The 24,784-nt window shown below is 41.5% G+C and carries 21 protein-coding genes, 1 tRNA gene and 3 pseudogenes; 13 read left to right on the top strand and 12 right to left on the bottom strand.

The features are described 5' to 3' along the window. Positions 1–4 precede the first annotated feature (4 nt). A pseudogene (locus HUK62_RS13395) lies at positions 5–1,771 on the bottom strand (alkaline phosphatase D family protein). Positions 1,772–1,984: 213 nt separating this feature from the next. Between HUK62_RS13395 and HUK62_RS13400 the strand changes: the two are divergent. Both HUK62_RS13400 and HUK62_RS13405 read left to right on the top strand, forming a co-directional pair. Then, positions 1,985–2,070: transfer RNA gene (locus HUK62_RS13400), tRNA-Leu, on the top strand. 97 nt (positions 2,071–2,167) lie between these two features. Further along, complete coding sequence (locus tag HUK62_RS13405; RefSeq protein ID WP_176538102.1) at positions 2,168–2,536, top strand: hypothetical protein; 369 nt, start codon at positions 2,168–2,170, stop codon at positions 2,534–2,536. Positions 2,537–2,590: 54 nt separating this feature from the next. Here HUK62_RS13405 and HUK62_RS13410 read toward each other — a convergent pair whose 3' ends face one another. From HUK62_RS13410 to rlmE, 4 genes are all read right to left on the bottom strand, one after another. Continuing rightward, positions 2,591–2,902: a DUF5713 family protein gene (locus HUK62_RS13410; protein ID WP_004982696.1), complete on the bottom strand. Its 312-nt coding sequence runs from the start codon at positions 2,900–2,902 to the stop codon at positions 2,591–2,593. A gap of 160 nt (positions 2,903–3,062) precedes the next feature. Next, positions 3,063–3,914: a dihydropteroate synthase gene (gene folP, locus HUK62_RS13415; protein WP_218015301.1), complete on the bottom strand. Its 852-nt coding sequence runs from the start codon at positions 3,912–3,914 to the stop codon at positions 3,063–3,065. 135 nt (positions 3,915–4,049) lie between these two features. Continuing rightward, positions 4,050–5,942, bottom strand: a complete 1,893-nt coding sequence (ftsH, locus tag HUK62_RS13420; protein WP_176538103.1) for an ATP-dependent zinc metalloprotease FtsH — start codon at positions 5,940–5,942, stop codon at positions 4,050–4,052. A 132-nt stretch (positions 5,943–6,074) separates the two neighbouring features. Further along, positions 6,075–6,725 (bottom strand): 23S rRNA (uridine(2552)-2'-O)-methyltransferase RlmE, encoded by a 651-nt coding sequence (gene rlmE, locus HUK62_RS13425; protein WP_004695608.1) that lies wholly within the window; start codon positions 6,723–6,725, stop codon positions 6,075–6,077. Positions 6,726–6,919: 194 nt separating this feature from the next. Between rlmE and yhbY the strand changes: the two genes are divergently transcribed. After that, positions 6,920–7,243, top strand: a complete 324-nt coding sequence (yhbY, locus tag HUK62_RS13430; protein WP_176538104.1) for a ribosome assembly RNA-binding protein YhbY — start codon at positions 6,920–6,922, stop codon at positions 7,241–7,243. A 12-nt stretch (positions 7,244–7,255) separates the two neighbouring features. Continuing rightward, positions 7,256–7,795, top strand: coding sequence for a DOMON-like domain-containing protein (locus tag HUK62_RS13435; RefSeq protein WP_176538105.1), 540 nt, complete (start codon positions 7,256–7,258; stop codon positions 7,793–7,795). Between the two features lie 86 nt (positions 7,796–7,881). Here HUK62_RS13435 and HUK62_RS13440 read toward each other — a convergent pair whose 3' ends face one another. Next, positions 7,882–8,328 (bottom strand): hypothetical protein, encoded by a 447-nt coding sequence (locus tag HUK62_RS13440; protein WP_176538106.1) that lies wholly within the window; start codon positions 8,326–8,328, stop codon positions 7,882–7,884. A 308-nt stretch (positions 8,329–8,636) separates the two neighbouring features. Between HUK62_RS13440 and carA the strand changes: the two genes are divergently transcribed. The 4 genes from carA (at position 8,637) to HUK62_RS13460 (ending at position 14,432) form a co-directional block, all read left to right on the top strand. Next, positions 8,637–9,779, top strand: a complete 1,143-nt coding sequence (gene carA / locus HUK62_RS13445; RefSeq protein WP_176538107.1) for a glutamine-hydrolyzing carbamoyl-phosphate synthase small subunit — start codon at positions 8,637–8,639, stop codon at positions 9,777–9,779. 14 nt (positions 9,780–9,793) lie between these two features. Beyond that, the gene (gene carB / locus HUK62_RS13450; RefSeq protein WP_176538108.1) at positions 9,794–13,027 is read left to right on the top strand and encodes a carbamoyl-phosphate synthase large subunit; all 3,234 of its coding nucleotides are present in this window, start codon (positions 9,794–9,796) and stop codon (positions 13,025–13,027) included. Positions 13,028–13,120: 93 nt separating this feature from the next. Then, positions 13,121–13,597, top strand: a complete 477-nt coding sequence (gene greA, locus HUK62_RS13455) for a transcription elongation factor GreA (RefSeq protein WP_004695598.1) — start codon at positions 13,121–13,123, stop codon at positions 13,595–13,597. Between the two features lie 211 nt (positions 13,598–13,808). Next, complete coding sequence (locus HUK62_RS13460) at positions 13,809–14,432, top strand: CatB-related O-acetyltransferase (protein WP_176538109.1); 624 nt, start codon at positions 13,809–13,811, stop codon at positions 14,430–14,432. On the opposite strand, the gene HUK62_RS13465 is transcribed toward HUK62_RS13460, so the two are convergent. Both HUK62_RS13465 and HUK62_RS19095 read right to left on the bottom strand, forming a co-directional pair. Further along, the gene (locus HUK62_RS13465) at positions 14,427–15,314 is read right to left on the bottom strand and encodes a hypothetical protein (RefSeq protein WP_176538110.1); all 888 of its coding nucleotides are present in this window, start codon (positions 15,312–15,314) and stop codon (positions 14,427–14,429) included. The genes HUK62_RS13460 and HUK62_RS13465 overlap by 6 nt on opposite strands. Before the next feature lie 92 nt (positions 15,315–15,406). Next, positions 15,407–15,550 (bottom strand): annotated as a pseudogene (locus HUK62_RS19095) (P-loop ATPase); the annotation flags it as partial. Positions 15,551–15,847: 297 nt separating this feature from the next. Between HUK62_RS19095 and HUK62_RS13470 the strand changes: the two are divergent. After that, on the top strand, positions 15,848–16,288 hold the full coding sequence (locus HUK62_RS13470; RefSeq protein WP_176538111.1) for a universal stress protein: 441 nt from the start codon (positions 15,848–15,850) through the stop codon (positions 16,286–16,288). A gap of 43 nt (positions 16,289–16,331) precedes the next feature. Here the strand turns inward: HUK62_RS13470 and HUK62_RS13475 are convergent, their stop codons facing one another. Both HUK62_RS13475 and HUK62_RS13480 read right to left on the bottom strand, forming a co-directional pair. Next, positions 16,332–16,655, bottom strand: coding sequence for an MGMT family protein (locus tag HUK62_RS13475; RefSeq protein ID WP_176538112.1), 324 nt, complete (start codon positions 16,653–16,655; stop codon positions 16,332–16,334). Positions 16,656–16,769: 114 nt separating this feature from the next. Beyond that, on the bottom strand, positions 16,770–18,269 hold the full coding sequence (locus HUK62_RS13480) for a cation:proton antiporter (RefSeq protein ID WP_176538113.1): 1,500 nt from the start codon (positions 18,267–18,269) through the stop codon (positions 16,770–16,772). A gap of 223 nt (positions 18,270–18,492) precedes the next feature. On the opposite strand from HUK62_RS13480, the gene HUK62_RS13485 reads away from it, so the two are divergent. Beyond that, positions 18,493–19,050, top strand: a complete 558-nt coding sequence (locus tag HUK62_RS13485) for a hypothetical protein (RefSeq protein ID WP_078425319.1) — start codon at positions 18,493–18,495, stop codon at positions 19,048–19,050. Between the two features lie 52 nt (positions 19,051–19,102). On the opposite strand, the gene HUK62_RS13490 is transcribed toward HUK62_RS13485, so the two are convergent. Together HUK62_RS13490 and HUK62_RS13495 are read right to left on the bottom strand one after the other, a co-directional pair. Continuing rightward, entirely contained in the window at positions 19,103–20,008 is a 906-nt protein-coding gene (locus HUK62_RS13490; RefSeq protein WP_176538114.1) for a neutral zinc metallopeptidase, read from the bottom strand. A gap of 41 nt (positions 20,009–20,049) precedes the next feature. Further along, positions 20,050–20,976 carry a DUF808 domain-containing protein gene (locus HUK62_RS13495; protein ID WP_176538115.1) on the bottom strand — a complete coding sequence of 309 codons (927 nt, stop codon included), beginning with the start codon at positions 20,974–20,976 and terminating at the stop codon, positions 20,050–20,052. 197 nt (positions 20,977–21,173) lie between these two features. On the opposite strand from HUK62_RS13495, the gene trpS reads away from it, so the two are divergent. The 3 genes and pseudogenes from trpS to HUK62_RS13510 all read left to right on the top strand — a co-directional run. Next, positions 21,174–22,187, top strand: coding sequence for a tryptophan--tRNA ligase (gene trpS / locus HUK62_RS13500; RefSeq protein ID WP_004695576.1), 1,014 nt, complete (start codon positions 21,174–21,176; stop codon positions 22,185–22,187). Positions 22,188–22,647: 460 nt separating this feature from the next. Next, a complete protein-coding gene (locus HUK62_RS13505; protein ID WP_176538116.1) occupies positions 22,648–23,292 on the top strand; it encodes a YqiJ family protein in 645 nt (214 codons plus the stop codon). Between the two features lie 45 nt (positions 23,293–23,337). Beyond that, positions 23,338–24,783: pseudogene (locus tag HUK62_RS13510) on the top strand (SPFH domain-containing protein); the annotation flags it as partial. Position 24,784 lies beyond the last annotated feature (1 nt).

Here is a 24,784-nt window from a genome sequence, read left to right on the forward strand (position 1 = left end):
CATTTTAGGCCGTTTGCTTTAACGCACTGATTGGAAAAAATGTCGGATCTAATATTACTTGATGCGAGCGAGTTTCATCAACGATGTATTCTTTGTTCTTAATGGTATCCACAAAAATCCAATCTGCTTGCACCTGCTCTGCGGTAAAATGGACTTTCAAATAACCGCGTTGATTCAAATTGCAATAATTTAACTCATCAATCAAGCTGGTAAATGCAAATTCAAATGCTTGTAGTTGCTGCATCGGAATGGACAAATATTTCTCCAACCCAGGGGAAGAAACTGAACTGGTTGCCAACTCCACGCCAACCAATACCCCATCTTTACTCGATAAATCCGAAGCCCAAGCATTGTGGGTATCTCCAGCAAGGACCACAACTTTTTTCTTAAGTTGTGCCAAAGTGCCGTACAAAATTTCACGCTCAGCAAAATAGCCATCCCATGCATCTAAGTTATAAGGTGCAGTAACCGCAAGACGTGCTTTTTCCTCTGGAGTTACGGTTGGATCACCTGCATCCATTCGAGCTTTAATTTCTAATAGTTCAGTGATTTGTGTGGTGATTTTACTTAAGGTCTCTGGACTAGGATTACCTGCTGTAATTTCTGCCAGCGACATTAATAATTCTGCTGGAACAAACATTTTGCTCATCAGAATCTGCTGGCCGAGTACATTCCATGTTGCCGTAGATTGCTGAAGTTTCTGCAATAACCAATTTCGCTGCTCCACACCCATCAAGCTACGCGCAGGATTGATTAAATCGGCTTGGAATTTTGCAATATCTAAACCTGTAGCAGTCATATAGTTTGCATAATCTAATTGCACATTACGCGCAATAATCCGTGTATCGAGCATCGTCAGTTGAACAAGCGTGCCAAAATCAAATTGACGATAAATCTTGATATGCTGATCATCAATTGGACGGATTGGCATCCATTCAAAATAGGCCGCCAGTGCCGCAAGTTTACGTTCAAGGAAATCGCCTTCAGTATCTGACTGATGATTTTCAGCACCCTTTTCCCATGTATCATTTGCGAGTTCATGGTCATCCCAAATCACAATAAAAGGATGACGTTGATGCGCGGCCTGCAAATCTGGATCTAGTCGGTATAAAGCATAACGTTTGCGATAGCCATCTAAGCGAATAATTTCTGCATTATTATCATCCGCCAGTGCACGCCCCATCTCTACTGCTTCTTCTGTTGCATAGCCTCCCATACCATACTCATAGATGTAATCCCCCAAATGAATCACAACATCCACATCCTGTTTTGCCATTTCTTTATAAACATGGAAATAGCCCGCTGGGAAATTTGAACATGAGCATACTGCAAACTGTACCGACTGTACTTGCGTTGCCAAGGTTTTGGTTTGCCCAGTGATTGAATACTTCGACGCCGATTTAAAACGGTAGAAATAAACTTGTCCCGCAGCAAGTCCCGTCACATCCACTTTCACAGTAAAATCTTGTGCAGCCGTAGTCAGCACCTTTCCTGTTGCTGTAATGTGTTTAAAGTCTACATCTTTTGCCACTTCCCACTGCACTTCTAAACGCGCACTGCTATCCGTCGGTGTTACACGTGTCTAAATGATGATTTGAGTTTGTAAAGGATCACCACTGGCAACCCCATGCAAAAATTGCACTTGCGTGTTGGGCTGTGTGTTTGAGTCGGCGTCATCACCACAAGCGGTTAGTGAAATAGGTAAAGATAAAGCACCAAATCCTGCCAAAGTTTTTTGAATAAGTTCTCGGCGGTTCATTTTTTTTGTCATGTGGATTGCCTAAAGACGATATGGACTTGAAATTTATGCGAAAAAGATGACATCCATATCTCAAGTCGATGACATTTTTATGAAGCCTGAACAAGTGCAGCACAGATAATTTTGCTATTTTTTAAACATAAACCGCTGAATTGATTGAAAAGAAAGCAAATAATCACAAATAGACTTGCCAACTTTTATTTCGTCCTCTATTATTGCGCTCATGCCCGAGTGGTGAAATCGGTAGACACAGGGGATTTAAAATCCCCCGCCCACAAAGCGTGCCAGTTCGAGTCTGGCCTCGGGCACCATTATTAAGCTAATTAAGATGGTGCAATAAAAAATCCAGCGATATGCTGGTTTTTTTATGTCTATAATTTATGCATCGAAGCACATAACAATCACAATATGAAAAAGAACACTCTCATTATCATCTTATGCCTAATTTTTTCAAACATCAGCCATGCAGAAGCACTCTCTCAACAAACGGATAGCGATACGTTTTATGACTTGTTTGCAGGCACGATTATTGAAAAAGACCGTCAACTCTATTTACATGCATGTAAATCAGTAGATGCTCATTTTAAATTAAGCTTTAATCACACTAAAGATGAGCAGCATATTCGTGAGCTCATGAAAAAGCATCCAAAATTTTGGCTGAATCTCAGCGCAAATGCTGAAATGCTCGAAGGTGAATACGTGATGGCGGTCGATGCGATTGGAGATGAACATTTAAACCAAAATTGTCATCTCACCGATCTTTTAGATGAGTTGTAACAGCAAACTCTGTTTCTAAAGCAAAACCAACAGAACTTGAAATGAGAGAGTGACTCACCACTCTCTGTTCACCACCAATTCTTCCATTTCAATATCCATAAACCCAGCATCTTGCACCACCATCATCATCGCTTCAGCAATAAAATCGGCAGCAGAGTCATCTAATGATGAATCTAGATCTTCAAAATGCGGCTTCATTTCATTAATTTCAGCCACTGTGGCATTGGCATATTGATAAATATCACCCTCAGATTTTGCTTTTACAATTTTTTTAGCAAAAGTCTCGACATGCTGCTTCACTTCAGCAACAAGAATATCAGGATAATATTCATCATCAAACATAGGGAGAAGTAAATCTGCAAACATACAGGCACTCAAAATGAGAAACTTAAAAAACGAGTCTGTATAACATAAACCAAACAAATCACCAAATAAAAAAGCAGCATCTGAAGATACTGCCAGTCTAACAATCTGATATAGATCAAATTTTCAAATTAAATCATTAGCTCGGCATTCCGCCGCCCTATTAAGCCATATTCATCGCTTGCCAAACTTTGATCGCATCACTCATGGCTTTAACATCATGGGCGCGCACCATACACGCGCCTTGTTGAATACTCAGCAAATGTCCCACTACAGAACCCACGGCCCGCTGCCCTGCATCGGCCCCACCTAAAGCTTCGCCGATAAAGCGTTTCCGTGACAATGCGGACAAGATGGGATACCCAAGTTGATTTAGCTGATGGAATTCTTTTAAAAGCTTAAGGTTCTGCTTTGCATTTTTAGCAAAGCCAAAACCCGGATCAATCATGATATTTTCAGCTTTGACACCTGCCTTGAGCGCATCCGCCACACGCTGGGAAAGCTCATCCATCACATCTAGAGTGACATTATCATATTGATCTAAACCATTCATGGTGGTCGGTTCACCACGCATATGCATGATGATCACTGGAATATTCAATTCAGCTGCCGTCTCTAAAGCATTAGGACGTGTTAATGCTCGTACATCATTCCAGATATGCGCACCTGCTGCGACCGCTGCTTGAATCACTTCAGGTTGAGAGGTATCAATCGAAATGACCACATCAAGTTCAGCCAAAGCTTCCACCACTGGGACGACACGACGAATCTCTTCCTCAACCTCAACTACAGATGCACCTGGACGTGTCGATTCACCACCAACATCGATAACTGTCGCCCCATCCGCAATCATTTGCTTAGCATGTGCAATCGCTTGTACTTTGCCATTATGTTTACCGCCATCACTGAACGAGTCTGGCGTCACATTTAAAATACCCATCACATGCGGTACCGACAGATCGAGTGATAGCTCACCACAACGTAGGATTTTCTTCGGCAAAGCCATCAATTGCATGTGATATTCTCCAGTTTAACTTGCGTTATCATAACGCTTTGCCCACTTTTACGTGCTTATTTTTCTTCATCGGCAGTGGAAAATCGCGCAATAAAAAACCACCCGAAGGTGGCTTTTTATTTTAACTTTTAAAAATTAAGTTGCCGATGGTAATGGTGGTGGTGTGCTTGGACCATCGGTTAGAGTTACATCCATCACAGGATTTTCTGCAACATATACTTTTGGTGGTTGTGGCTCACGACCTTCCATAATGTCACGAATTTGCTCGCGATCAATCGTTTCCCATTCCATCAAAGCTTTTACCATCGCATGCGCGATATCTTTATTGTTTTCCAAGATATTGCGTGCTACATGGTATTGCTCATCGATGATACGGCGAACTTCAGCATCTACTTGTTGCTGCGTTGCTTCAGAAATTGTACGACTACCAATGCTACCCATGAATGATTGCTGAGAATCATCTTCATACACCATTACACCCAGTTTGTCAGACATACCGTACTTGGTCACCATCGCACGTGCCATTTTAGTTGCACGTTCAAAGTCGTTTGAAGCACCTGTAGACATTTGGTTGATAAAGATTTCTTCAGCAATACGACCACCAAACAAAATTGAAAGTTCATTCAACATTTTATCTTTATAGTGGCTAGTTTGGTCATGTTCAGGCAACTGCCATGTTACGCCCAACGCCCAACCACGCGGCATAATAGTCACTTTATGCACAGGGTCTGTACCCGGTAGAATTTCAGCCACAATCGCATGACCAGCTTCATGGTACGCGGTTGCACGACGCTCTTCTTCACGAATCACCATCGACTTACGTTCAGGGCCCATGTACAACTTGTCTTTTGCATCTTCAAAATCATGCATGTCGACAGTGTTCTTGTTACGGCGCGCAGCAAAGAGTGCAGCTTCGTTCACAAGGTTCGCCAATTGTGCACCCGAGAAGCCCGGCGTACCACGTGCAAGCACTTGTACATCGACACCAGTCACTGAAGGCAATTTCTTCATGTGAACATTTAAAATTTGCTCACGACCTTTAATGTCTGGTAAGCCAACCATTACTTGGCGGTCAAAACGACCTGGACGGAGTAAAGCCTTATCCAGTACATCGGCACGGTTTGTAGCAGCAATGACGATAATACCTTCATTGCCTTCAAAGCCATCCATTTCCACCAACATTTGGTTCAAGGTTTGCTCACGCTCATCGTGACCACCACCTGTACCTGAACCACGATGACGACCCACAGCATCAATCTCATCAATAAAGATGATACATGGTGCATGACGTTTCGCTTGTTCAAACATGTCACGGACACGAGATGCACCCACACCCACGAACATTTCAACAAAGTCAGAACCAGAAATACTAAAGAATGGTACTTTCGCTTCGCCTGCAATTGCTTTTGCAAGTAAAGTTTTACCTGTACCCGGTGGACCCACCATTAACACGCCTTTAGGAATCGTTGCACCTAAACGTTTAAATTTTGAAGGGTCTTTTAAGAAATCAACAATTTCTACAACTTCTTGCTTTGCTTCATCACAGCCAGCGACGTCGGTAAAAGTCACTTTAATTTGGTCTTCTGCCAACATTTTTGCTTTTGATTTACCAAAACTCATTGGACCGTTTTTACCACCTGCTCCGCCACCCATGTTGCGCATAAAGAACATGAATAACAAAATGATTAAAAGTACAGGGAAGCTTTCGATCAAAAGTTGCATCAATAAACCTTGACGTGCAGGTGCAGTACCTTCAACGACAACGTTATTTTTAATCAGATTAGGCATAAGCTCTGGGTCTTGAACCGCAGGACGAATACTTTCAAACTCTGAACCGTTTGATTTTTGGCCATGAATTCGTTCGCCATCAATTGTCACTTGCTTAATTTGACCAGCATTCACCGCAGCAACAAACTCTGAATAATTCATCGCTGTCGGCTTTTCATTGCTACTGACATTACTGAAAATAAGGATCAGTACGCCCAGTATCACTAGCCACAATATGGCATTCTTGAAGAGATCGCTCAAAGCTTTATTCCCATATCAATCTAATTTGATCATGCCCTATCGGGTGACCTTAAAGTTTCTGCTGAAGATCAGCTTCGCAAAATAATAAAAAGGTACAAAATGCACAATTTTTAACGACTTGGCAAGTAAACTTTATTTGAAAGCCTTCTTACGGCCTTGCCCAACTAAGAATACTTCCTTAGATCGGGCACGTGATGCAGCAGGTTTTACTGTCTTTAACACATCAAAGTTGTCGACTACTTGCTTACGGAACTCGTCAAAGCCTGTACCTTGGAATACCTTTACAACAAATTGACCATTTGGACCGAGCACTTTCGTAGCAAAATCGATGGCCAATTCACAGAGGTAAATCTGGCGAGGTTGATCTACAGCCTTGTTACCTGAAGTATTGGGGGCCATATCTGAAATTACAACGTCTACTTTACGTCCATCTAAAATATTTAACAATTTATCGAATACTTCTTGCTCACGGAAGTCACCTTGCAAGAAGGTCACATCTGGAAGTGCATCCATTTCCAAAATGTCAGATGCAACCACTAATCCTCGATCACCGACCAGCTTTCCTGCAATTTGTGACCAACTTCCAGGTGCAGCACCCAAGTCAACCACGGTCATGCCAGGACGAATGATGTTATATTTTTCTTGAATTTCAAGTAACTTATAAGCTGCACGTGCTCGATAACCTTCTTTTTGCGCTTTTTTCACAAAATGATCATCAAGGTGCTCTCTCATCCACGCACGGCTACTTTTGGATAACTTTTGGTTGGTAATGCGTGTTGCCATATCTCTCTAAAACATTAAAATTTCTTAAACTTAATTGTACGTTAAATTCTCTAGGCTTGCAGTATACATCTGTATCCAAATCTTGGGTTTTAGTTGTTTTTTTCTATTATCTAAATCGATTATTTCCACAGAATATAAAGCGTTTAATTTCGCAGTTTGTTATACTAAGCCGTTTTTAAAATTAGGTTATCTTTATGGCGACTTTATCCATTCAGGAACGCAAGCGTTTGCGTCAAATCGGTCATGCTTTAAACCCTGTGGTAATGCTTGGCGGTTCAGGTCTGACTGAAAATGTCGTTGAAGAAATTTTACGTGCTTTAAACGACCACGAATTGATTAAAGTCAAAATCGCGGGTGAAGACCGTGAAGAGCGCGCTGCAATCATTGCAGAAATTGCCTCAACTACAGGTGCAGAAATTGTACAGACCATTGGTAAAATTGTGTTGCTTTACAAAAAAGCGGCGAAACAAAATGCCAAATTGTCTAATTTAGTTCGTTTCGCTCACGCAGCAAAATAATTGTAGTTTTTTATGGCAAGTTACGAACTCAGTGCATTTGATCGTCGCTTTCAAGCTATTTCGCTTGTTGGTGCGATTGAACAACAAAGCCCATATGCTCTCAATATCGGCTTTTGGTTACGCGATCCCAATTTGTACATGCACTGGCCCGAAGTCGTGAATGCAAATCCTCGTCAAGACTTTTTATGGGAAAGCACCTGTTTTGAAGTCTTTATCGGGGTAAAAGGCGAAGATTATTATCGCGAGATCAATCTCTCCCCTTCGCAAGCTTGGCAGGCCTATCAGTTTGAGGAATATCGTTATCCTGAAGATATGCCGCCACAGATCGCTTACGATATTGAACTCAATCAATTGAAGCGCACCCACTATGGTTTAAATGTCAGCATTGATCTGTCTGAGTTTATGCTACAACACAAACTGAAATGGGCTGACCTATATCTAGGTTTATCCGCGGTGTTGAATACCTCACAAGGTCAACAGTTCTATGCCATGCAGCATAGTGGTCAACAAGCTGACTTTCACAATAAACGTGATTGGTTGCATCAGTTTTAATCCAGACAAATAAACTAGCGCAATAAAAAAGTGAGGCCATGACCTCACTTTTTTATGCACTTAAGCTTGAGCCTCATACAGCGAGATTACTTGCTTGAAACCTTATTCCATGCATCTAAGGTATTTTCTTTTGAACGTTTGAAAGTTTCAGTCAACTGATCTTTATGTTTTACTGAAATTTCGCTGACATCACCTTTTAACTCTTTACCTAGTTTGGTCAAGTCATCTAAAACAGCAGTAAACTCAGTTTTAACAAACTCTTTTAGTTCAGTTAAGTCTTTTTGAGAGTTCGATAACTGCCCTTTAATGGTTTCTAAGCGCAGTAAAAGATCTTGTTTAAACTGGCGGAGTTGCTCTTGCACACTGGCATTTAACTGCTTCGCTTCAGCTTCAAGCTTTTCTTTGCTTTCAACTACCGCTTCAGTGACCTGCTCTGTTGCTTCTTTCGCCACTTGCTCAAGCTTTTCAGTGCTTTCTGCAACAACTTCTTTCAACGCTGGCTTTGGTTTCGTCACTTTGTCTTGTTCAGTCATGATGTTATTCCTGTTGTTATATACACAGCGACAGCTTAGCGTGATTTGATAAAATTTAGATTTTGATTTGTTAGACAATTATTTGTTGTTACATTTTTCTTTACAAAACTTAGAAACAGCATCCGCTACAAAATAAAAGCACTTTATCTTGTTAATTCCATCTTATTGGCATGGACTTTGTTAGTGAAGTTGCGTATAGTGCCATGTTAAGTTCAAGCGAGCAGACATAGGGAGGGTAGGTTTTTAGATAGCCTTCCTTTTTTTTCGTCTACTCGCTTTTTTACAGCCTAAATTTCAGGAGCTTTGGTTTGAGCACCCCAGCAATTTTAGCCCTTGCCGATGGTACGATCTTTAAAGGAACGTCTATTGGTGCATCGGGTAGTACGACTGGTGAAGTCGTTTTCAACACTGCCATGACTGGCTATCAAGAAATTTTGACTGACCCGAGTTATGCACAGCAACTTGTGACTTTAACTTACCCTCATATCGGTAACACAGGTTGTAATGATGAAGACGCTGAGTCAGGTCGAATTCATAAAGTGTGGGCCAACGGATTAATTATTCGTGACCTACCTTTATTGCATAGCAACTTCCGATCAACGCAATCTTTAAGCGAATACTTAAAAGAACATAATGTTGTCGCAATTGCAGATATTGATACGCGTAAATTAACCCGTATTTTGCGTGACAAAGGTGCGCAAAATGGTTGCATCCTTGCTGGTGAAAATATTACTGAAGAGCAGGCTTTAGAAAAAGCACGCGCATTCGGTGGTTTAAATGGTTTAGACCTAGCGAAAGAATGCTGTGACCCAACTGGTTTCGAATGGACAGAAGGTTCTTGGGTATTAGGCAAAGGCTTCACACAACCTGAACTTAAATTCCATGTTGTTGCATACGACTACGGTGTCAAAACCAACATCTTACGTATGCTTGCAGACCGCGGTTGTAAACTCACTGTCGTGCCTGCACAAACTCCTGCTGCTGACGTGCTTGCATTGAATCCAGATGGCGTGTTCTTATCGAACGGCCCTGGCGATCCAGCTGCATGTGACTACGCAATTGAAGCTGTAAAAACAATTGTAGAAGACGCTCGCAACCTACCCGTCTTTGGTATTTGCTTGGGTCACCAAATTCTTGCACTTGCCTCAGGTGCAAAAACAGTGAAAATGCCGCATGGTCACCACGGTGCTAACCACCCTGTTCAAAACATGGAAACAGGCACAGTGATGATTACTTCTCAAAACCACGGCTTCGCAGTGGATGCAGAAACACTTCCTGCAAACTTGAAAGCTACGCACAAGTCTTTGTTCGATCAAACTCTTCAAGGGATTCATCGTACAGACAAACCAGCGTTCAGCTTCCAAGGTCACCCTGAAGCAAGCCCTGGTCCGCATGACTGCGCACCATTGTTCGATCATTTCATCGAACTTATCGAAGCATCTAAGAAGTAATTAAGGAAGCGATCATGGCTAAACGTACAGACATTAAAAGTATCTTAATTATTGGTGCAGGTCCGATTGTCATCGGACAGGCATGTGAGTTTGACTACTCAGGTGCGCAAGCGTGTAAAGCTCTTCGTGAAGAAGGCTACCGTGTTATTTTGGTGAACTCTAACCCAGCCACCATTATGACCGACCCTGCGATGGCAGACGCAACATATATCGAGCCAATCACTTGGCAGACTGTTGCACAAATCATTGAAAAAGAGCGTCCAGATGCTGTCCTTCCTACAATGGGTGGTCAAACAGCATTGAACTGTGCACTTGCACTTGATGCCAACGGTATTTTAGAAAAATACAATGTTGAATTGATCGGTGCGACCAAAGAAGCAATTGAAAAAGCTGAAGACCGTAAACTGTTTGATGAAGCAATGCGTAAAATTGGTCTTGAATGTCCAAAAGCTGCGATTGCTGAAAACATGGAAGAAGCTTTAGAGATTCAAGCACGCTTCGGCTTCCCTGTGATTATCCGTCCGTCATTCACGATGGGTGGTTCAGGTGGCGGTATCGCTTATAACAAAGAAGAATTCCTTGAAATCTGTGAACGCGGTTTCGATCTTTCTCCAACCAAACAATTATTGATTGATGAATCTTTAATTGGTTGGAAAGAATACGAGATGGAAGTTGTTCGTGACAAAAACGACAACTGTATTATCGTTTGTGCGATCGAAAACTTTGACCCAATGGGCGTGCACACAGGTGACTCAATCACTGTTGCGCCTGCACAAACATTGACAGACAAAGAATATCAATTGATGCGTAATGCATCTTTAGCAGTTCTTCGTGAAATTGGTGTTGAGACAGGTGGTTCTAACGTTCAGTTCGGTATTTGCCCAGATACTGGCCGTATGGTGATCATCGAGATGAACCCGCGTGTATCGCGCTCATCTGCCCTTGCATCAAAAGCAACGGGTTTCCCGATTGCAAAAATTGCCGCGAAACTAGCAGTTGGTTATACCCTTGATGAATTAAAAAATGACATCACAGGCGGAACGACTCCTGCTTCGTTCGAACCTGCAATTGACTACGTGGTAACAAAAATTCCACGTTTCAACTTCGAAAAATTCCCACAAGCAGATGCAACACTGACCACACAGATGAAATCTGTGGGTGAAGTAATGGCCATTGGTCGTAACTTCCAAGAGTCTGTAAACAAAGCGCTTCGTGGTCTTGAAGTGGGTGCGTGTGGTTTTGATGAAAAAATCGCTGTAGGTACTGAAGGCGCGAAAGAAAAGATCTTGGTTGAACTTAAAGTTCCGGGTCCAGAGCGTATTTGGTATGTGGCTGATGCATTCCGTCATGGTTTCACGTTAGAAGATGTGTTCCAAGCGACGAAAATCGATAAATGGTTCTTGATCCAAATCGAAGACATCATCAAAACTGAAAATGAAATCAAAACTTTAGGTTTTGGTGATCTAAACGCAGACAACATTCGTTCGTTCAAACGTAAAGGTTTATCTGACCTTCGCATCGCGAACTTGATGGGTATTTCACAAAAACAATTCCGTAAGCACCGTTGGAACTTGGGCGTAACGCCAGTTTACAAACGTGTGGATACTTGTGCAGCAGAATTCGAATCTGACACTGCATACATGTATTCAACTTACGATGATGAGTGTGAATCAAACCCATCTGATAAAGATAAGATCATGGTGATCGGTGGTGGTCCTAACCGTATTGGTCAAGGGATCGAATTCGATTACTGCTGTGTACACGCGGCGCTTGCAATGCGTGAAGATGGCTATGAAACCATCATGGTGAACTGTAACCCTGAAACAGTTTCAACGGATTACGACACGTCTGATCGTTTGTACTTCGAACCAATCACTTTGGAAGATGTACTTGAAATCGTACGTACTGAAAAGCCAAAAGGCATTATCGTGCAGTACGGTGGTCAAACTCCGCTTAAATTGGCTCGTGCTTTAGAAGAAGCAGGTGCGCCAATTATCGGTACATCACCAGATGCAATTGACCGTGCAGAAGACCGTGAACGTTTCCAACAAATGATTCAACGTCTTCAACTTCGTCAGCCAAACAACAGCATTGTAAAATCTGCTGAAGAAGGTATGGCGGAAGCATCGAAAGTAGGCTACCCACTTGTGGTACGTCCTTCTTATGTACTCGGTGGTCGTGCGATGGAAATCGTATACAACGACGACGAACTTAAGCGCTACTTACGTGATGCGGTACAAGCATCAAATGAAGCGCCTGTTCTTCTTGACCGTTTCTTAGATGATGCGATCGAAGTTGACGTAGACTGTGTATCTGACGGTAAAGACGTTGTGATTGGCGGTATTATGCAGCATATTGAACAAGCAGGGATTCACTCAGGTGACTCAGCATGTTCAATTCCTCCATATTCGCTCTCTGACGAAATTCAAGACGAAATGCGTCGTCAAACCGTTGCTATGGCAAAAGAGCTTGGCGTTGTTGGCTTGATGAACGTACAGTTTGCTGTGAAAGGCGAAGACGTTTACATCCTAGAAGTGAACCCACGTGCGTCTCGTACTGTGCCATTCGTTTCTAAATGTATTGGTGAGTCTTTAGCGAAAGTTGCTGCGCGTTGTATGGCGGGTCAGTCTTTAGAATCTCAAGGATTCACTAAAGAAATCATCCCGACTCACTTCTCTGTAAAAGAAGCGGTGTTCCCATTCAACAAATTCCCGGGTGTTGACCCTATTCTTGGCCCTGAGATGAAATCTACAGGCGAAGTAATGGGTGTAGGTAAAACATTTGGTGAAGCATTCTACAAAGCTGTGTTAGGCTCAAATGAACGCGTACCGGGTCTTCCTACAGAAGGCGAAGTGAAGCATGCATTTATCTCTGTGCGTGATTCAGACAAGCCTCGTGCTGTTGGTATTGCTAAGCAACTGGTAGGCTTTGGCTTCAAAGTACTTGCGACTGGCGGTACTTATGAGTTCATTAAAGCTGCAGGTATTGAGTGTGAACGTGTAAATAAAGTCACTGAAGGCCGTCCTAATATCGTGGACCGCTTGAAAAATGGCGAAGTTCACCTCATTATCAATACAACTGAAGGCAAACAAGCTCAACAAGATTCGTTCTCGATTCGTCGTTCAGCGCTTCAAGCGAAAGTGTATAACACTACGACCTTGAACGGTGCTGATGCTGTATGCCAAGCTTTTGCGATTCAATTGCCAATGGATGTATACCGTTTGCAAGATTTACAAACTGTAGGTTAATTCGTTTACCGAGAAGTCCCGTCACCTCTCGGTGGCGGGCTTTTTTCATTTATAAACCTATATTTTTTACACTCACAGACTTGAGGGACAACAATGCAACGTTATCCTATGACTCCCCAAGGCAAATTAGCCTTAGAGAAAGAATTACATCAATTAAAAAGTATTGAACGTCCACGTATTATTGCAGCAATTGCTGAAGCACGTGAGCACGGGGATTTAAAAGAAAATGCGGAATACCATGCTGCACGTGAGCAACAAGGTTTCTGTGAAGGTCGTGTTCAAGACATCGAAGGTAAATTGGGTGCGGCTCAAGTTATCGATGTCAAAGAACTTGAACAGAACGGTCGCGTAGTTTTTGGGGTGACAGTCACTATCGAAAACTTAGACACCGAAGAACAAAAGACCTATATGATCGTGGGTGACGACGAAGCTGATTTTAAAATCAATAAAATTTCAGTGAACTCTCCTATCGCACGTGGCCTTTTGGGCAAAAGCGAAGGCGACGAAGTAAAAATTCAAACCCCTCAGGGTGAAGTTGAATACGAAATTGTAAAAGTTGCATATATCTAAGGTTCTTTGATATTTACGGCTGTAGAAACCCCTCGATTGAGGGGTTTTTTGTTTTTATATTTTCCCAAATAGCTCTTCCCAGCCCTCTCCTTATGCACGTGGGAAATTTCACTCCAAGAATGAGATAGATTTAAGGAATCCATTTCCCCTCTTTTTCAAACGAAGCGTTTTATTTGTTATAATTTCTCACACTCTCCAATGCTATCTTTTTATGTCTGAACCCCTGATTAATTCTCCTGTCAAACACTGGTGTGAGTTTGAGTTCATCTCTAAAACGGTGAAAAATCCGAATATTCACATTAAAGGGAATTACTCCTACTATTCAGCATATTGGGATCAAGGTTTTGAACGTTGTGTCGTGCGTTATTTACATGATAAGCCTTCTACAACCGACAAACCGATTGATCAGCTCTATATCGGTAACTTCGTTTGTTTTGGCGCAGAATGCGTCATTATGATGGGTGGTAACCAACTACATCGTACTGACTGGATTTCAGCTTTTCCCTTTGATACACGTAGTTTTGTGCCCGCAGGTAATACCATCATTGGGGATGGCTGTTGGATTGGTTCACGTGCCATGATTATGCAAGGTGTGCAGTTAGGTGAAGGCGCAGTAGTGGCAACAGGCGCTGTCGTGACCAAAGATGTTCCACCCTATGCCGTTGTGGGTGGTGTACCTGCCAAGATTATTAAGCATCGCTTTCCCGAAGCAGATATAGAAAAACTGCTTTCCCTTAAATTATACGACTTAGATGAAAAGCAGATTTTAAAAATGCGTGAGCAGTTACAGACAGATGATGTTACACAATTAGGTCAATATATTGAAAATCTATGATTTTTTAATAATTATTTGCTCATATCCTCTTAAAAATGCTGTTCTTTGAGGACAATCTTCCATCATCGCTAATTGTACTGCTGTGTATAGTGACCAATTTTCCTCATCAAATTGTTCGTGTTCAAACTTACTTTCTTTAAAAACTGCACATCTTAATTTAAACAAGCGATAAACCTCATCATTTACTATATTAGACTTTAATTCTTCCTTAAAATATTTAACTCTTTTATTGCCATTATTATCAGATAAATAAATAGAATTAATAATGGCTTCAAATGAAACCCACATTAAGATAAAACGCTCTTTCGGAAATTTTTGCTGAAATGCTTTATCCAATAATATTAAAGCGTCAATTGGTACATTTCTCAATTTTGAAAATTCAATTTCATCATAAAAATTTAAACTTTGAGTATCAAAAGGTGAAGCGTATCCTAATTCAGAGCTAACTCCAGCGGTTAGGAGGTTTTCACTATTAAAATGTGTAACAAACATTAATTCACGTGCAATAGGTAAGCCAAATATTGTTCTCAAAGCATTAATTATACGAGTCGTTTTATCTTGATATTCTTGATTTTTTACTTCTTTTTCTAATCCGACAGTTAACTTTAAATTATTACTTTTAGTAGGAATAGAAATATCATAATTTGTACTAAAACATTGACCACTCTCATCATAATGAGTTCTAAATTTCATCCTTTTAGTATGATTATTGAGTGGTCTAACAATACTAATATCAACATATTTAAAGCTATTGAATGATAGAAACTCTCTAATTCTAGGTAAGTTTTCCAATTGAATTGAAGAGCTCCATATTGACTCCTCAATCACTTTAATACCATCATTTTTCCAATCACTTATTAATCTTTCACGAGTTTCAAACATCAAATCTTCTCAATCCAATTTCTGTACAGTATTATTAAAATCAGCTTATTCATTCAGTTTTGGTATAAACATTACATTCCTTTACCCTATAATAAGACAGCTCCACACTGCAAACGATCAACATAACTCGTCAGTTGAATACACAAACGCTTACGATCCCTAAGGTCACCTTCCCAAGCTGTTTCTATATTCTCTAAATTTGTCCGTTGCCAATTCAATTGATTCGTATCTGTCATCGTATTTATAAAGTAGTAAGCCATTCATAAATATAAGCTATTTTTTAGACAAAGCCTATGTTTCTTAAACGCTACATTTACATTCAACTTTAGTGTTAAATTGATTATTATTCACACGCTTTTGTGCTAATTTAGAAGTGAGAAATTAGCATTTCATATGCAAATATCCATATGAATTTACTAGGTTTTATTCTTTAAAAAATACAGCTAATATCAAGGTATAAGCTGTATTTAACCCGTGATACATTGGAACAGAAATCTGCACGTATAATCAGTTGATAATAAGGAGAAACAACCATGGCATACCAAAACATTTTAGTCCCTGTAGACGGTTCAGAAACATCATATACAGCAGTTGCTCAGGCGGCTGAACTTGCTAAAGCATTTGGCGGTAAAATTACAGTCGTTCAAGTGCTTGCACTTGACCCTTACATTGCAGCTGAATACATTTCTGCAACTCAAACCAATGACTTAATTGAACGTGCGCGTACTTCAGTTTTGAAAACACTTGAAGAAGCTGCGGCTAAATTTAGCGATCTGGGTATTCCAGTTGAAGCAAAACTACTTGAAGGTCAGGTCGTACACCGTGAAATTATCAGAGAAGCTGAAACATCTAAAGCAGACCTGATTGTCATAGGCTCTCATGGCCGCACAGGTTTAAAACGTTTATTCCTAGGCAGTGTTGCACAAAGTGTTTTAGGTGAAGCGCACATTCCTGTTTTAGTTGTTCGTCAGTAATACATCGAGTGCTCTACTTCCACGGAGGTAGAGCATTTCTATTTTAAATATTCCACTGAAACTCTTTCATTTTTACTTTTCCCCCAATCACTAAAATACCTTCCGCCAGAAGTAACTGTGCTTGAATGTTCTGTCCCTGATCATTCAGTTTACTTAGGCTAATTTTCCCTTGGGAGTTGATTACCCGATACCAAGGTAAACTACTATCTGCATCCATATGTTTCAGCACATAGCCCACCAAACGCGAATGTTTTGGGATGCCTGCTAAACGTGCAATTTGTCCATAACTGGCTACTCGCCCATAAGGAATCTGAGCGATCACCTGAAAAATCATCGGTGCAAGTTCTTTGACTATCGATTCTGCCATTTCAAATGTGCCCTGTTCTAATTATTCCATAATGACATCGTTATATGATTCAAATAAACCCTCTCATTCATTCTAAAAAGCCCCAATACAGGGGCTTTTTAGTTGAGTAAATCACTAAAAGTTATCAGGACTTTCCAGACGTTTCACTTCCTGAAATCGCTCAGGGTTATGCACCGCGGCAATGCCATCATCTGCTTTAACATCAATCAATGCTTCAGGTTGATAGACAATAATGGTTTCATAGCCCTGTGCATCTTCACCAATAATGTACTTGAAACCTTTACGGTTCATTTTATTACACAGACGTTGATACCAACCTTTAAAACCTGTCTTTTCTTCATTCGGGTTGTAGTAAAACGCATTCATTACAGCAGGCAATCCTAGACCACAGACCATACCTGAAAGCAACACAGCGATAAAAGTATAACCAATCAAAATACTGCTGTATTCACTTAACTCAGGCACGTTGGCTACCGCTAAGATCAGTGCTAAGGAGATACCTCCACGCACTCCACCCCACGACAATATCGCCAAACTTCCGTTATAGCTTTTCTTACGGAAAGAGGGAAAAAAGGCAAAAGATAAATAGTTCGCTGCAAAACGTGAAGCATGCAGAATAATAAAAGCGACGATGCCGCCAAAAATCAAACTAAAGCTGAGATCTAAAATAAACAGTTCCAAGCCAATTAAGGTGAATAAGAACGAGTTAATAATCCCTTCAACCGTATGCCAAAAATGGTTTACTTCCCGTATTTCGCGCTCTTGTAAAATTTCTTTCCATTTGTTTCCCACAATCAAACCACCGATGACGCAAGCAATCGGTGCTGAAGCATGGGCAAACAGTGCAACCAAGTACGAACCGCAGGCCAAGAGTGCTGTGGTTAAAATGAGAGACTCCATTTCGTGCTTACCACGCAGTAGTCGCAAGATCCCTAAACCAAAGGCCCAACCAATAATGACGGCGACAAAAATTTCATAGAGCAAGGTCTGCAACACGCCCATGACGGTAAAGTTTTCACCTTGTAAGACGTTTAAGAGCGTCATAAACAAGGCAATACACATGGCATCATTAAACAGTGATTCGCCTTCGAGCTTGACCATTAAGTGATGCGGTGCGCGTACAGAACTGAGCACGCCTTTGATCCCAATCGGGTCCGTTGCACCCAATGCAGCCCCCAACAGCAAAAGCACCAATAAATCGACATGCTGCCCAATAATGAACTGATAACCGTAGAGCACCACCCCAAAGAACACGGCGCACAGTACCAACGCAATACTGGCTAAAATGCTGATCGGTTTCCAATAACTACGTAAATCTGAGACTTTGAACTTCAGTGCAGAAGAGGTCAAAATGAAGCAAATCACGCCATTGATTAAAAAGTCATAAAAATCAATGTGACGAACCGCTTCTTCAATGTTATGAATATTGATGGTAATAAACTGATTACCACTCAACAGGCTCGCACCCCACTGTAAAATAAAGACAAAAATGGCAGAAACGATGGGTACGCCAATGGCTTGAGGAAAACCTAAAATGCGTTTATTGAAAATAGTCGTTGCAATGGATAATGCAAAAATAACGGTAAAAACTTGTAGAAAAAAATAATTTCCCATTGAACTTCCAAATTGGGCGGTTGGGGAGATGGCGGCTTTCAGTGCTTATATATGGAATAAAAGTTCATTTCATACACATTGATGCTCGAAATATTTTAATCATTTTTCACATCAACGCCCGAAAAAAATAATTTTTTTAACATTTCTCCTGATGATGAATTAACATAGGGCATATGCATGTTTTTTATGCGTGAACTTTCCCTTTGACCAAGTTTGATCTCCTATGCAATTCACTTTTAAAACCATCTTTCGGATGTTCTTCGCACTGATTATTTTCCTGACCACCTTTGCGTTGTTTCTGACCTGCTTTGCAAAAACCAAAGAAATTTTACAGGCTGAGCAAACTTTTGCCTCAGCCCAAAGTTTTAAAATGAACTCTCGTCCCGATCAAACACTGGTTCTACTTTCAAACAATAAAGCTCCCGATGATCATATTTATTTGCATGTGGCCAATCAGGGTTATATCGCCAAACTCAGCTGTGATCATTATTTAACTGATATTTGTGTAGATGACTACAATGAGCAACATACCCGCCAAATTCAGTCGATTGAACTACTCAAAGCAGGGCAATTTAACTACATTCAGCAAGTGAGTTATCTCGATACACGCACACAAGATGTTAAAACATTGCGTTATACGCCTGAGCAAATTCAGCAGTTTTACCGTGCGGATATGAGCAACTTAAAATATGTGGTGTTTGGGGTGTTGTTATTTGCCTGTATTGCGTTATATGTGAGTGTCCGTATTGCTCGAAACTTTAAGCAGTTCTTAAACCGATAGAAAGAATTGCTTGAAATAAAAAGAGGCGATCAATCGCCTCTTTTTATATGGCTTAAATAGCTTGATTAAAAGTATCACAACTTTCAACTTGCCCCGACTTAAAGCCCGTGCCAAACCAAGTCATACGCTGCTGACTGGTTCCATGGGTAAAGCTATCAGGAACCACTTGCCCTGTTGCCCGCTTTTGTAGGTAATCATCACCAATCTTATGTGCAGCATCGATTGCTTCTTCAACATCGCATTGCTCTAAGAACTGAGTCCGTTGATTGTTATGATGGGCCCATACCCCCGCTAAACAGTCAGCCTGTAACTCTTGGCGTACCGATAAAACATTGCCTTGCGCTTTTGAGCCCTGTGCACGAGCCTTTTGCACTTGTTCAGAAATCCCTAAAATGGTCTGAATATGATGTCCAACCTCATGTGCCACTACATAAGCCTGAGCAAAGTCACCCGCTTGATCTTGGCGCGCCAACTCCGTTTGGTTTTGCTCCCCGCCAATACCCATTTGAGTTCGCATGTCTTTAAAGAAAGCGGTGTCGATATAAACCTTCTGATCTGCTGGACAGTAAAACGGCCCCATTGCAGACTGAGCAGTACCACAACCCGAATTGATCACCCCTGAAAACATCACCAACTTCGGTGGAACATATTGTTGTCCCAATTGCTGTTGGAAAATTTGACTCCATGTGTCTTCAGTATCGGCCAGTACCGTACCGACAAAGTCCATCGCTTCCTGCTGATCAGGCGTTGGGTTATCCAAACCTTGAATTTCTGCCGCTCCAGTTTGTGCGGTCACTTGTTTAGTGGCTTGGTAGGCTTGCTGCGGATCCACTCCTAGAAATTTCCATGCCACAAAGGCCACGATCAGCCCTAAAATACTGATGCCACCCGCCTTGACACCGCCACCACCGCGGCGATCCTCGACATTGCTACTGACACGACGTCCCTTCCAACGCATAGCACTCTTCCTTCTTCTAATACATGCTGACCCGATCCAGTTTATGCCTTTTTTGAGCTCGGCCAAACTTTTTTAATCAAGCTCACAATAGCCAATACAATCAAACCAGCCACAAAACCAATCACTAAGTTAATCAGTGTTGGGGTTAATGCCCCCACAATGCTTCCCACAGTTGGAATATGTTCAGCATAATCCACTGAACCTTCAGTTAAATGATGCAATAAAGGCACGCCGTGGGAAATAATGCCACCACCCACTAAAAACATCGCGATAGTGCCCACGATGGTTAAGGTCTTCATTAGTTTTGGTGCAAAAGCCAATAAACCACGGCCAATAGTTTGCTTAAATGAAGAGGCTTGCTGAGTTAGATACAGCCCTAAATCATCAATTTTGACAATCATCGCCACAAAACCATACACACCGACGGTCATTAAAATGGCAATTACAGACAACACCATGACTTTGGTTGAAAAAGTTGCAGCAGCCACAGTCCCCAGTGAAATCACCACAATTTCTGCCGACAAAATAAAGTCGGTACGAATCGCCCCTTTAACTTTATCTTTTTCAAAAGTCGCCATATCCGTTTCAATCGCAGTTAATTCTTGGCTGGCTTCTTCTTCGGTTTTGGCTTTTTTGTGATGCAAACTGTGCAGAACTTTTTCTACCCCTTCATAACATAGAAATAAACCACCAATCATTAACAGTGGCGTGATCAGCCACGGTGCAACCACACTAATCAACAGCGCGGCAGGGACTAAAATCAATTTATTAACAAAAGAGCCTTTTGCCACAGCCCAAACCACAGGCAGCTCACGGTCAGTACGAACCCCACTGACCTGTTGTGCATTGAGTGCTAAATCATCGCCCAAAACACCCGCCGTTTTTTTTGCCGCCATTTTGCTCATGACCGCAACGTCATCTAGTATCGTGGCAATATCATCTAGTAATATTAATAAGCTACTCGCCATTTATTTTTATCCATCTTGAGAATTCTGACATTTTAATCTGTGATCTAAGCTTTTGAATATTTGTTTTTTGAAATTTAACTGATTTTATAATTTTTTCACTGCAGTTTTTTTAAGACTGACATTGAAAAAGATTATGCCGTACAATGTCTGCATTCTTTGAAAATAGCATGTCGCTACGACGACTTTGGAAATAGATAATGAGTAATCAAGACAACCGTCCTGTTATTTTGACAGGCGACCGTCCAACGGGACAACTTCATTTAGGGCACTTTGTCGGATCTTTACGTTCACGTGTGGGTTTGCAGGATTCACACCATCAGCATTTATTATTGGCCGATGCACAAGCCTTTACTGACAATGCAGATAACTTTGAAAAAGTTCGCCGCAATATTCTTGAAGTTGCCACAGATTACTTAGCAGTCGGGATCGACCCAACCAAAACCACCATTTGCGTGCAGTCGAGCTTACCAGCGCTAAATGAACTCACCATGTTGTATCTCAACTTTGTGACCGTGTCTCGTTTAGAACGTAACCCAACCATCAAGTCTGAAATTCAGATGCGTGGTTTCGAACGAGATATTCCAGCGGGCTTCTTATGCTACCCTGTTGCGCAAGCGGCAGATATCACCGCATTTAAAGCAACTGTTGTACCTGTAGGTGAAGACCAGATTCCAATGATCGAACAGACCAATGAAATCGTACGTCGCTTAAATCGTCAGATTGGTCAGGAATTACTGCCTGAGTGTAAAGCGCTCCTTTCCAATATGAGCCGTTTACCCGGCTTTGATGGTAAAGCCAAAATGTCGAAATCTTTGGGCAATACTATTGTGTTGGATGCAACAGATAAAGACATTAAAAAAGCTGTTAATGCGATGTACACCGACCCGAACCACCTGCGTGTTGAAGACCCAGGTCAGGTTGAAGGTAATATCGTATTTACGTATTTAGATGCGTTTGATCCAAACAAAGAAGAAGTTGAAGAACTGAAAGCACATTACCGCCGCGGCGGTTTAGGCGATGGTACGGTGAAAAAACGTCTTGAAGGCGTATTGAAAGAGCTGATCACGCCAATTCGTGAACGCCGTATGGAACTTGCGAAAGATCCTGATTACATCATGGATATTTTGAAGACAGGTACAGATAAATGTCGTGATATCACTCAACAGACTCTAGATGAAGTTAAATCAGGTTTAGGGGTGTTTCATTTCTAATCCGTTCTTAAACTAATGCGCTTCTTTAAAGCCTTTCTCACTGAGAAAGGCTTTTTTAATCGCGAAATAAACACGAATAAGCCACATGCATCTCAAAAACTGACATTTAGTGTCGTTTGTTAACCTAAATTTACAGTAATTAACGTGAATACTCATGAAATAAGTACGCGCAGACCTCATGATGAGTTCATAGCTTAGATTAACCCTGAGATATAACATTTCTCCTTTTTACCGAAACTGTGTAACAACAGATTCGTAGTTCTACGCAATGAATACCCCAATCATTGCGTATTTTTTTGCCTAAAATTTGTCAAATCACAATTAAACCGCTCTCTCTTTACGTGCCAACAAACTTAGACATTCTGTTTTTTGAATGCTATGCTAAAGCCCAATTTCAATACAATTCTTTTTAAAAATTTACACTTAACTGATAACAGCATAAAAATAGAGAACCTTTAGAATGTGGGAATTATTTACTCACCCATCCAATTTAATTTTTAGTATTTGCCTCAGTCTGATGTTTTTGTTGGGACTGCTCGAATTGATTTTATTGGTATTAGGCGGCGGTTCACAAGGCTTACTTGACCAATTCCTACCTGATGACTTAAGCAGTACTAAAGACGTCGACATTGCACTAGATGCCGATCAAGGTTGGCTCAATGCCCTGCTGGATTGGTTGTTTATCGGCCGTGTTCCTCTCTTGGTTTGGCTGATTATCTTCCTCACCCTGTATAGCTTAAGTGGCTTTATTCTACAGTCCATTCTTCAAACTTGGACCGGGAGCTATTGGAGTGCATGGATCATGGCACCTCTTTGCCTCGTACTTTCAATGCCTATGATTCGTTACAGCGCCATGCTGATTGCTAAAATTTTGCCACAAGATGAAACCACAGCAATTTACAGTGAAGAGCTGATTGGACGAACAGCACTGATTATTTTAGGAGAGGCTAAAGTTAACTCACCTGCTCAAGCACGAGTTCAAGATCAGTTCGGGCAAACGCATTATGTACTGGTTGAACCTGAAACAGACCTTCATTTTTCTCAAGGTCAAGAAGTCATTTTGACTCAAAAAACCAAGATTGGCTTTAAGGCCATTTCACTTTAATTCTTTCATTCTGCACTTATAACTTTAAATAAAATCGGGACTCTTATGCTCAGCAACAATTTCTATAACATTCTTATTCTTGCAGGGATTATCTTTGCAGCTCTGGTTATTATCGGCATTATTATTGCCCGTCTGTACCGTCGTTCCAGCAAAGAAATCTCTTTCGTACGTACAGGTTTTGGCGGCGAAAAAGTTATTTTAGGTGGCGGTGCAATTGTACTGCCTGTATTACATGAAATTATCCCTGTCAACATGAACACGCTACGTTTAGAGGTTCGCCGTGCTGATGATCAAGCGCTCATTACCCGTGACCGTATGCGCGTCGATGTCATGGCGGAGTTCTATGTCCGTGTGAAGCCACTAGCAGAATCAATTGCAGTGGCCGCGCAGACTTTGGGACAAAAAACCATGTCTCCAAATGAGTTGAAGAACCTTGTGGAAGGTAAGTTTGTCGATTCCTTGCGTGCAGTCGCTGCTGAAATGGCGATGGAAGAATTGCATGAAAAACGTGTGGACTTCGTGCAAAAAGTACAACAAGTGGTTTCCGAAGACTTACATAAAAATGGTCTAGAACTTGAAACTGTGTCATTAACAGGTTTAGACCAAACAGGTTTCAAATACTTTAATCCTCAAAATGCATTCGATGCCGAAGGTTTAACCAAGCTGACTGAAACAATTGAAGACCGTCGTCGTAAACGTAATCACATCGAGCAAGACGCTGACCTTGCCATTAAGACCAAAAACTTAGAAGCAGAACAAGCGCGCCTACAAATCATCCGCGAAGAGGAATACGCCAAACTACAACAAGAACGTGAAATTGCAATTCGCCGTGCAGAGCAACTGGCTGAAATTGCCTCACAAGAAGCTGAGAAAAAGCGTGAAGCAGAAGAAGCGCGTATTGCAGCTGAGCGTGAAGTCGAATTAAAGCGTATTGGTGCAGCACGTGATGTGGAAAGCCAAAATATTCAAAAATCACAAATTATTGAACAAGCGCAGGTTGAACAAAAGAAAACCATCGAGCTGGCTGAACAGTCACGTGCCATTGCGATTGCAGAAAAGTCACGTGAAGAGTCTGAAGCCAAAGCTTCTGCTGACCGTGCCCGTGCTGAAGCGGTTAAAGCTGAAGAAGAAGTGATTACCGTACGTGAAACCCAGCGTGCTGAGCGTCAAAAAGCAGTTGAGTTGGTTGCGGCGAAGCAAGCTGCTGAAAAAGATGCGATTGCGATTACGGTTGCAGCTGAAGCAGGCAAACAAGCCGCTGCTGATGATGCCGAAGCCGTTCGTATTGCAGCGGAAGCTCAAGCCGAACAAGCTCGCTTAAAAGCCAAAGGTGAAGCGGATGCCAAAATACTGTTGGCTCAAGCAATGGAAAAACAATACCAAGTCGATGCGGATGGTACACGTGCGGTGAATGAGGCCAACAACGTCTTATCTCCTGAGCAAGTCGAAATGCAAATTCGCCTAGCATTGTTAAAATACTTACCTGAGATGT

This window comes from Acinetobacter sp. NEB 394, assembly GCF_013374795.1.
Taxonomy (GTDB): Bacteria; Pseudomonadota; Gammaproteobacteria; order Pseudomonadales; family Moraxellaceae; genus Acinetobacter; species Acinetobacter johnsonii.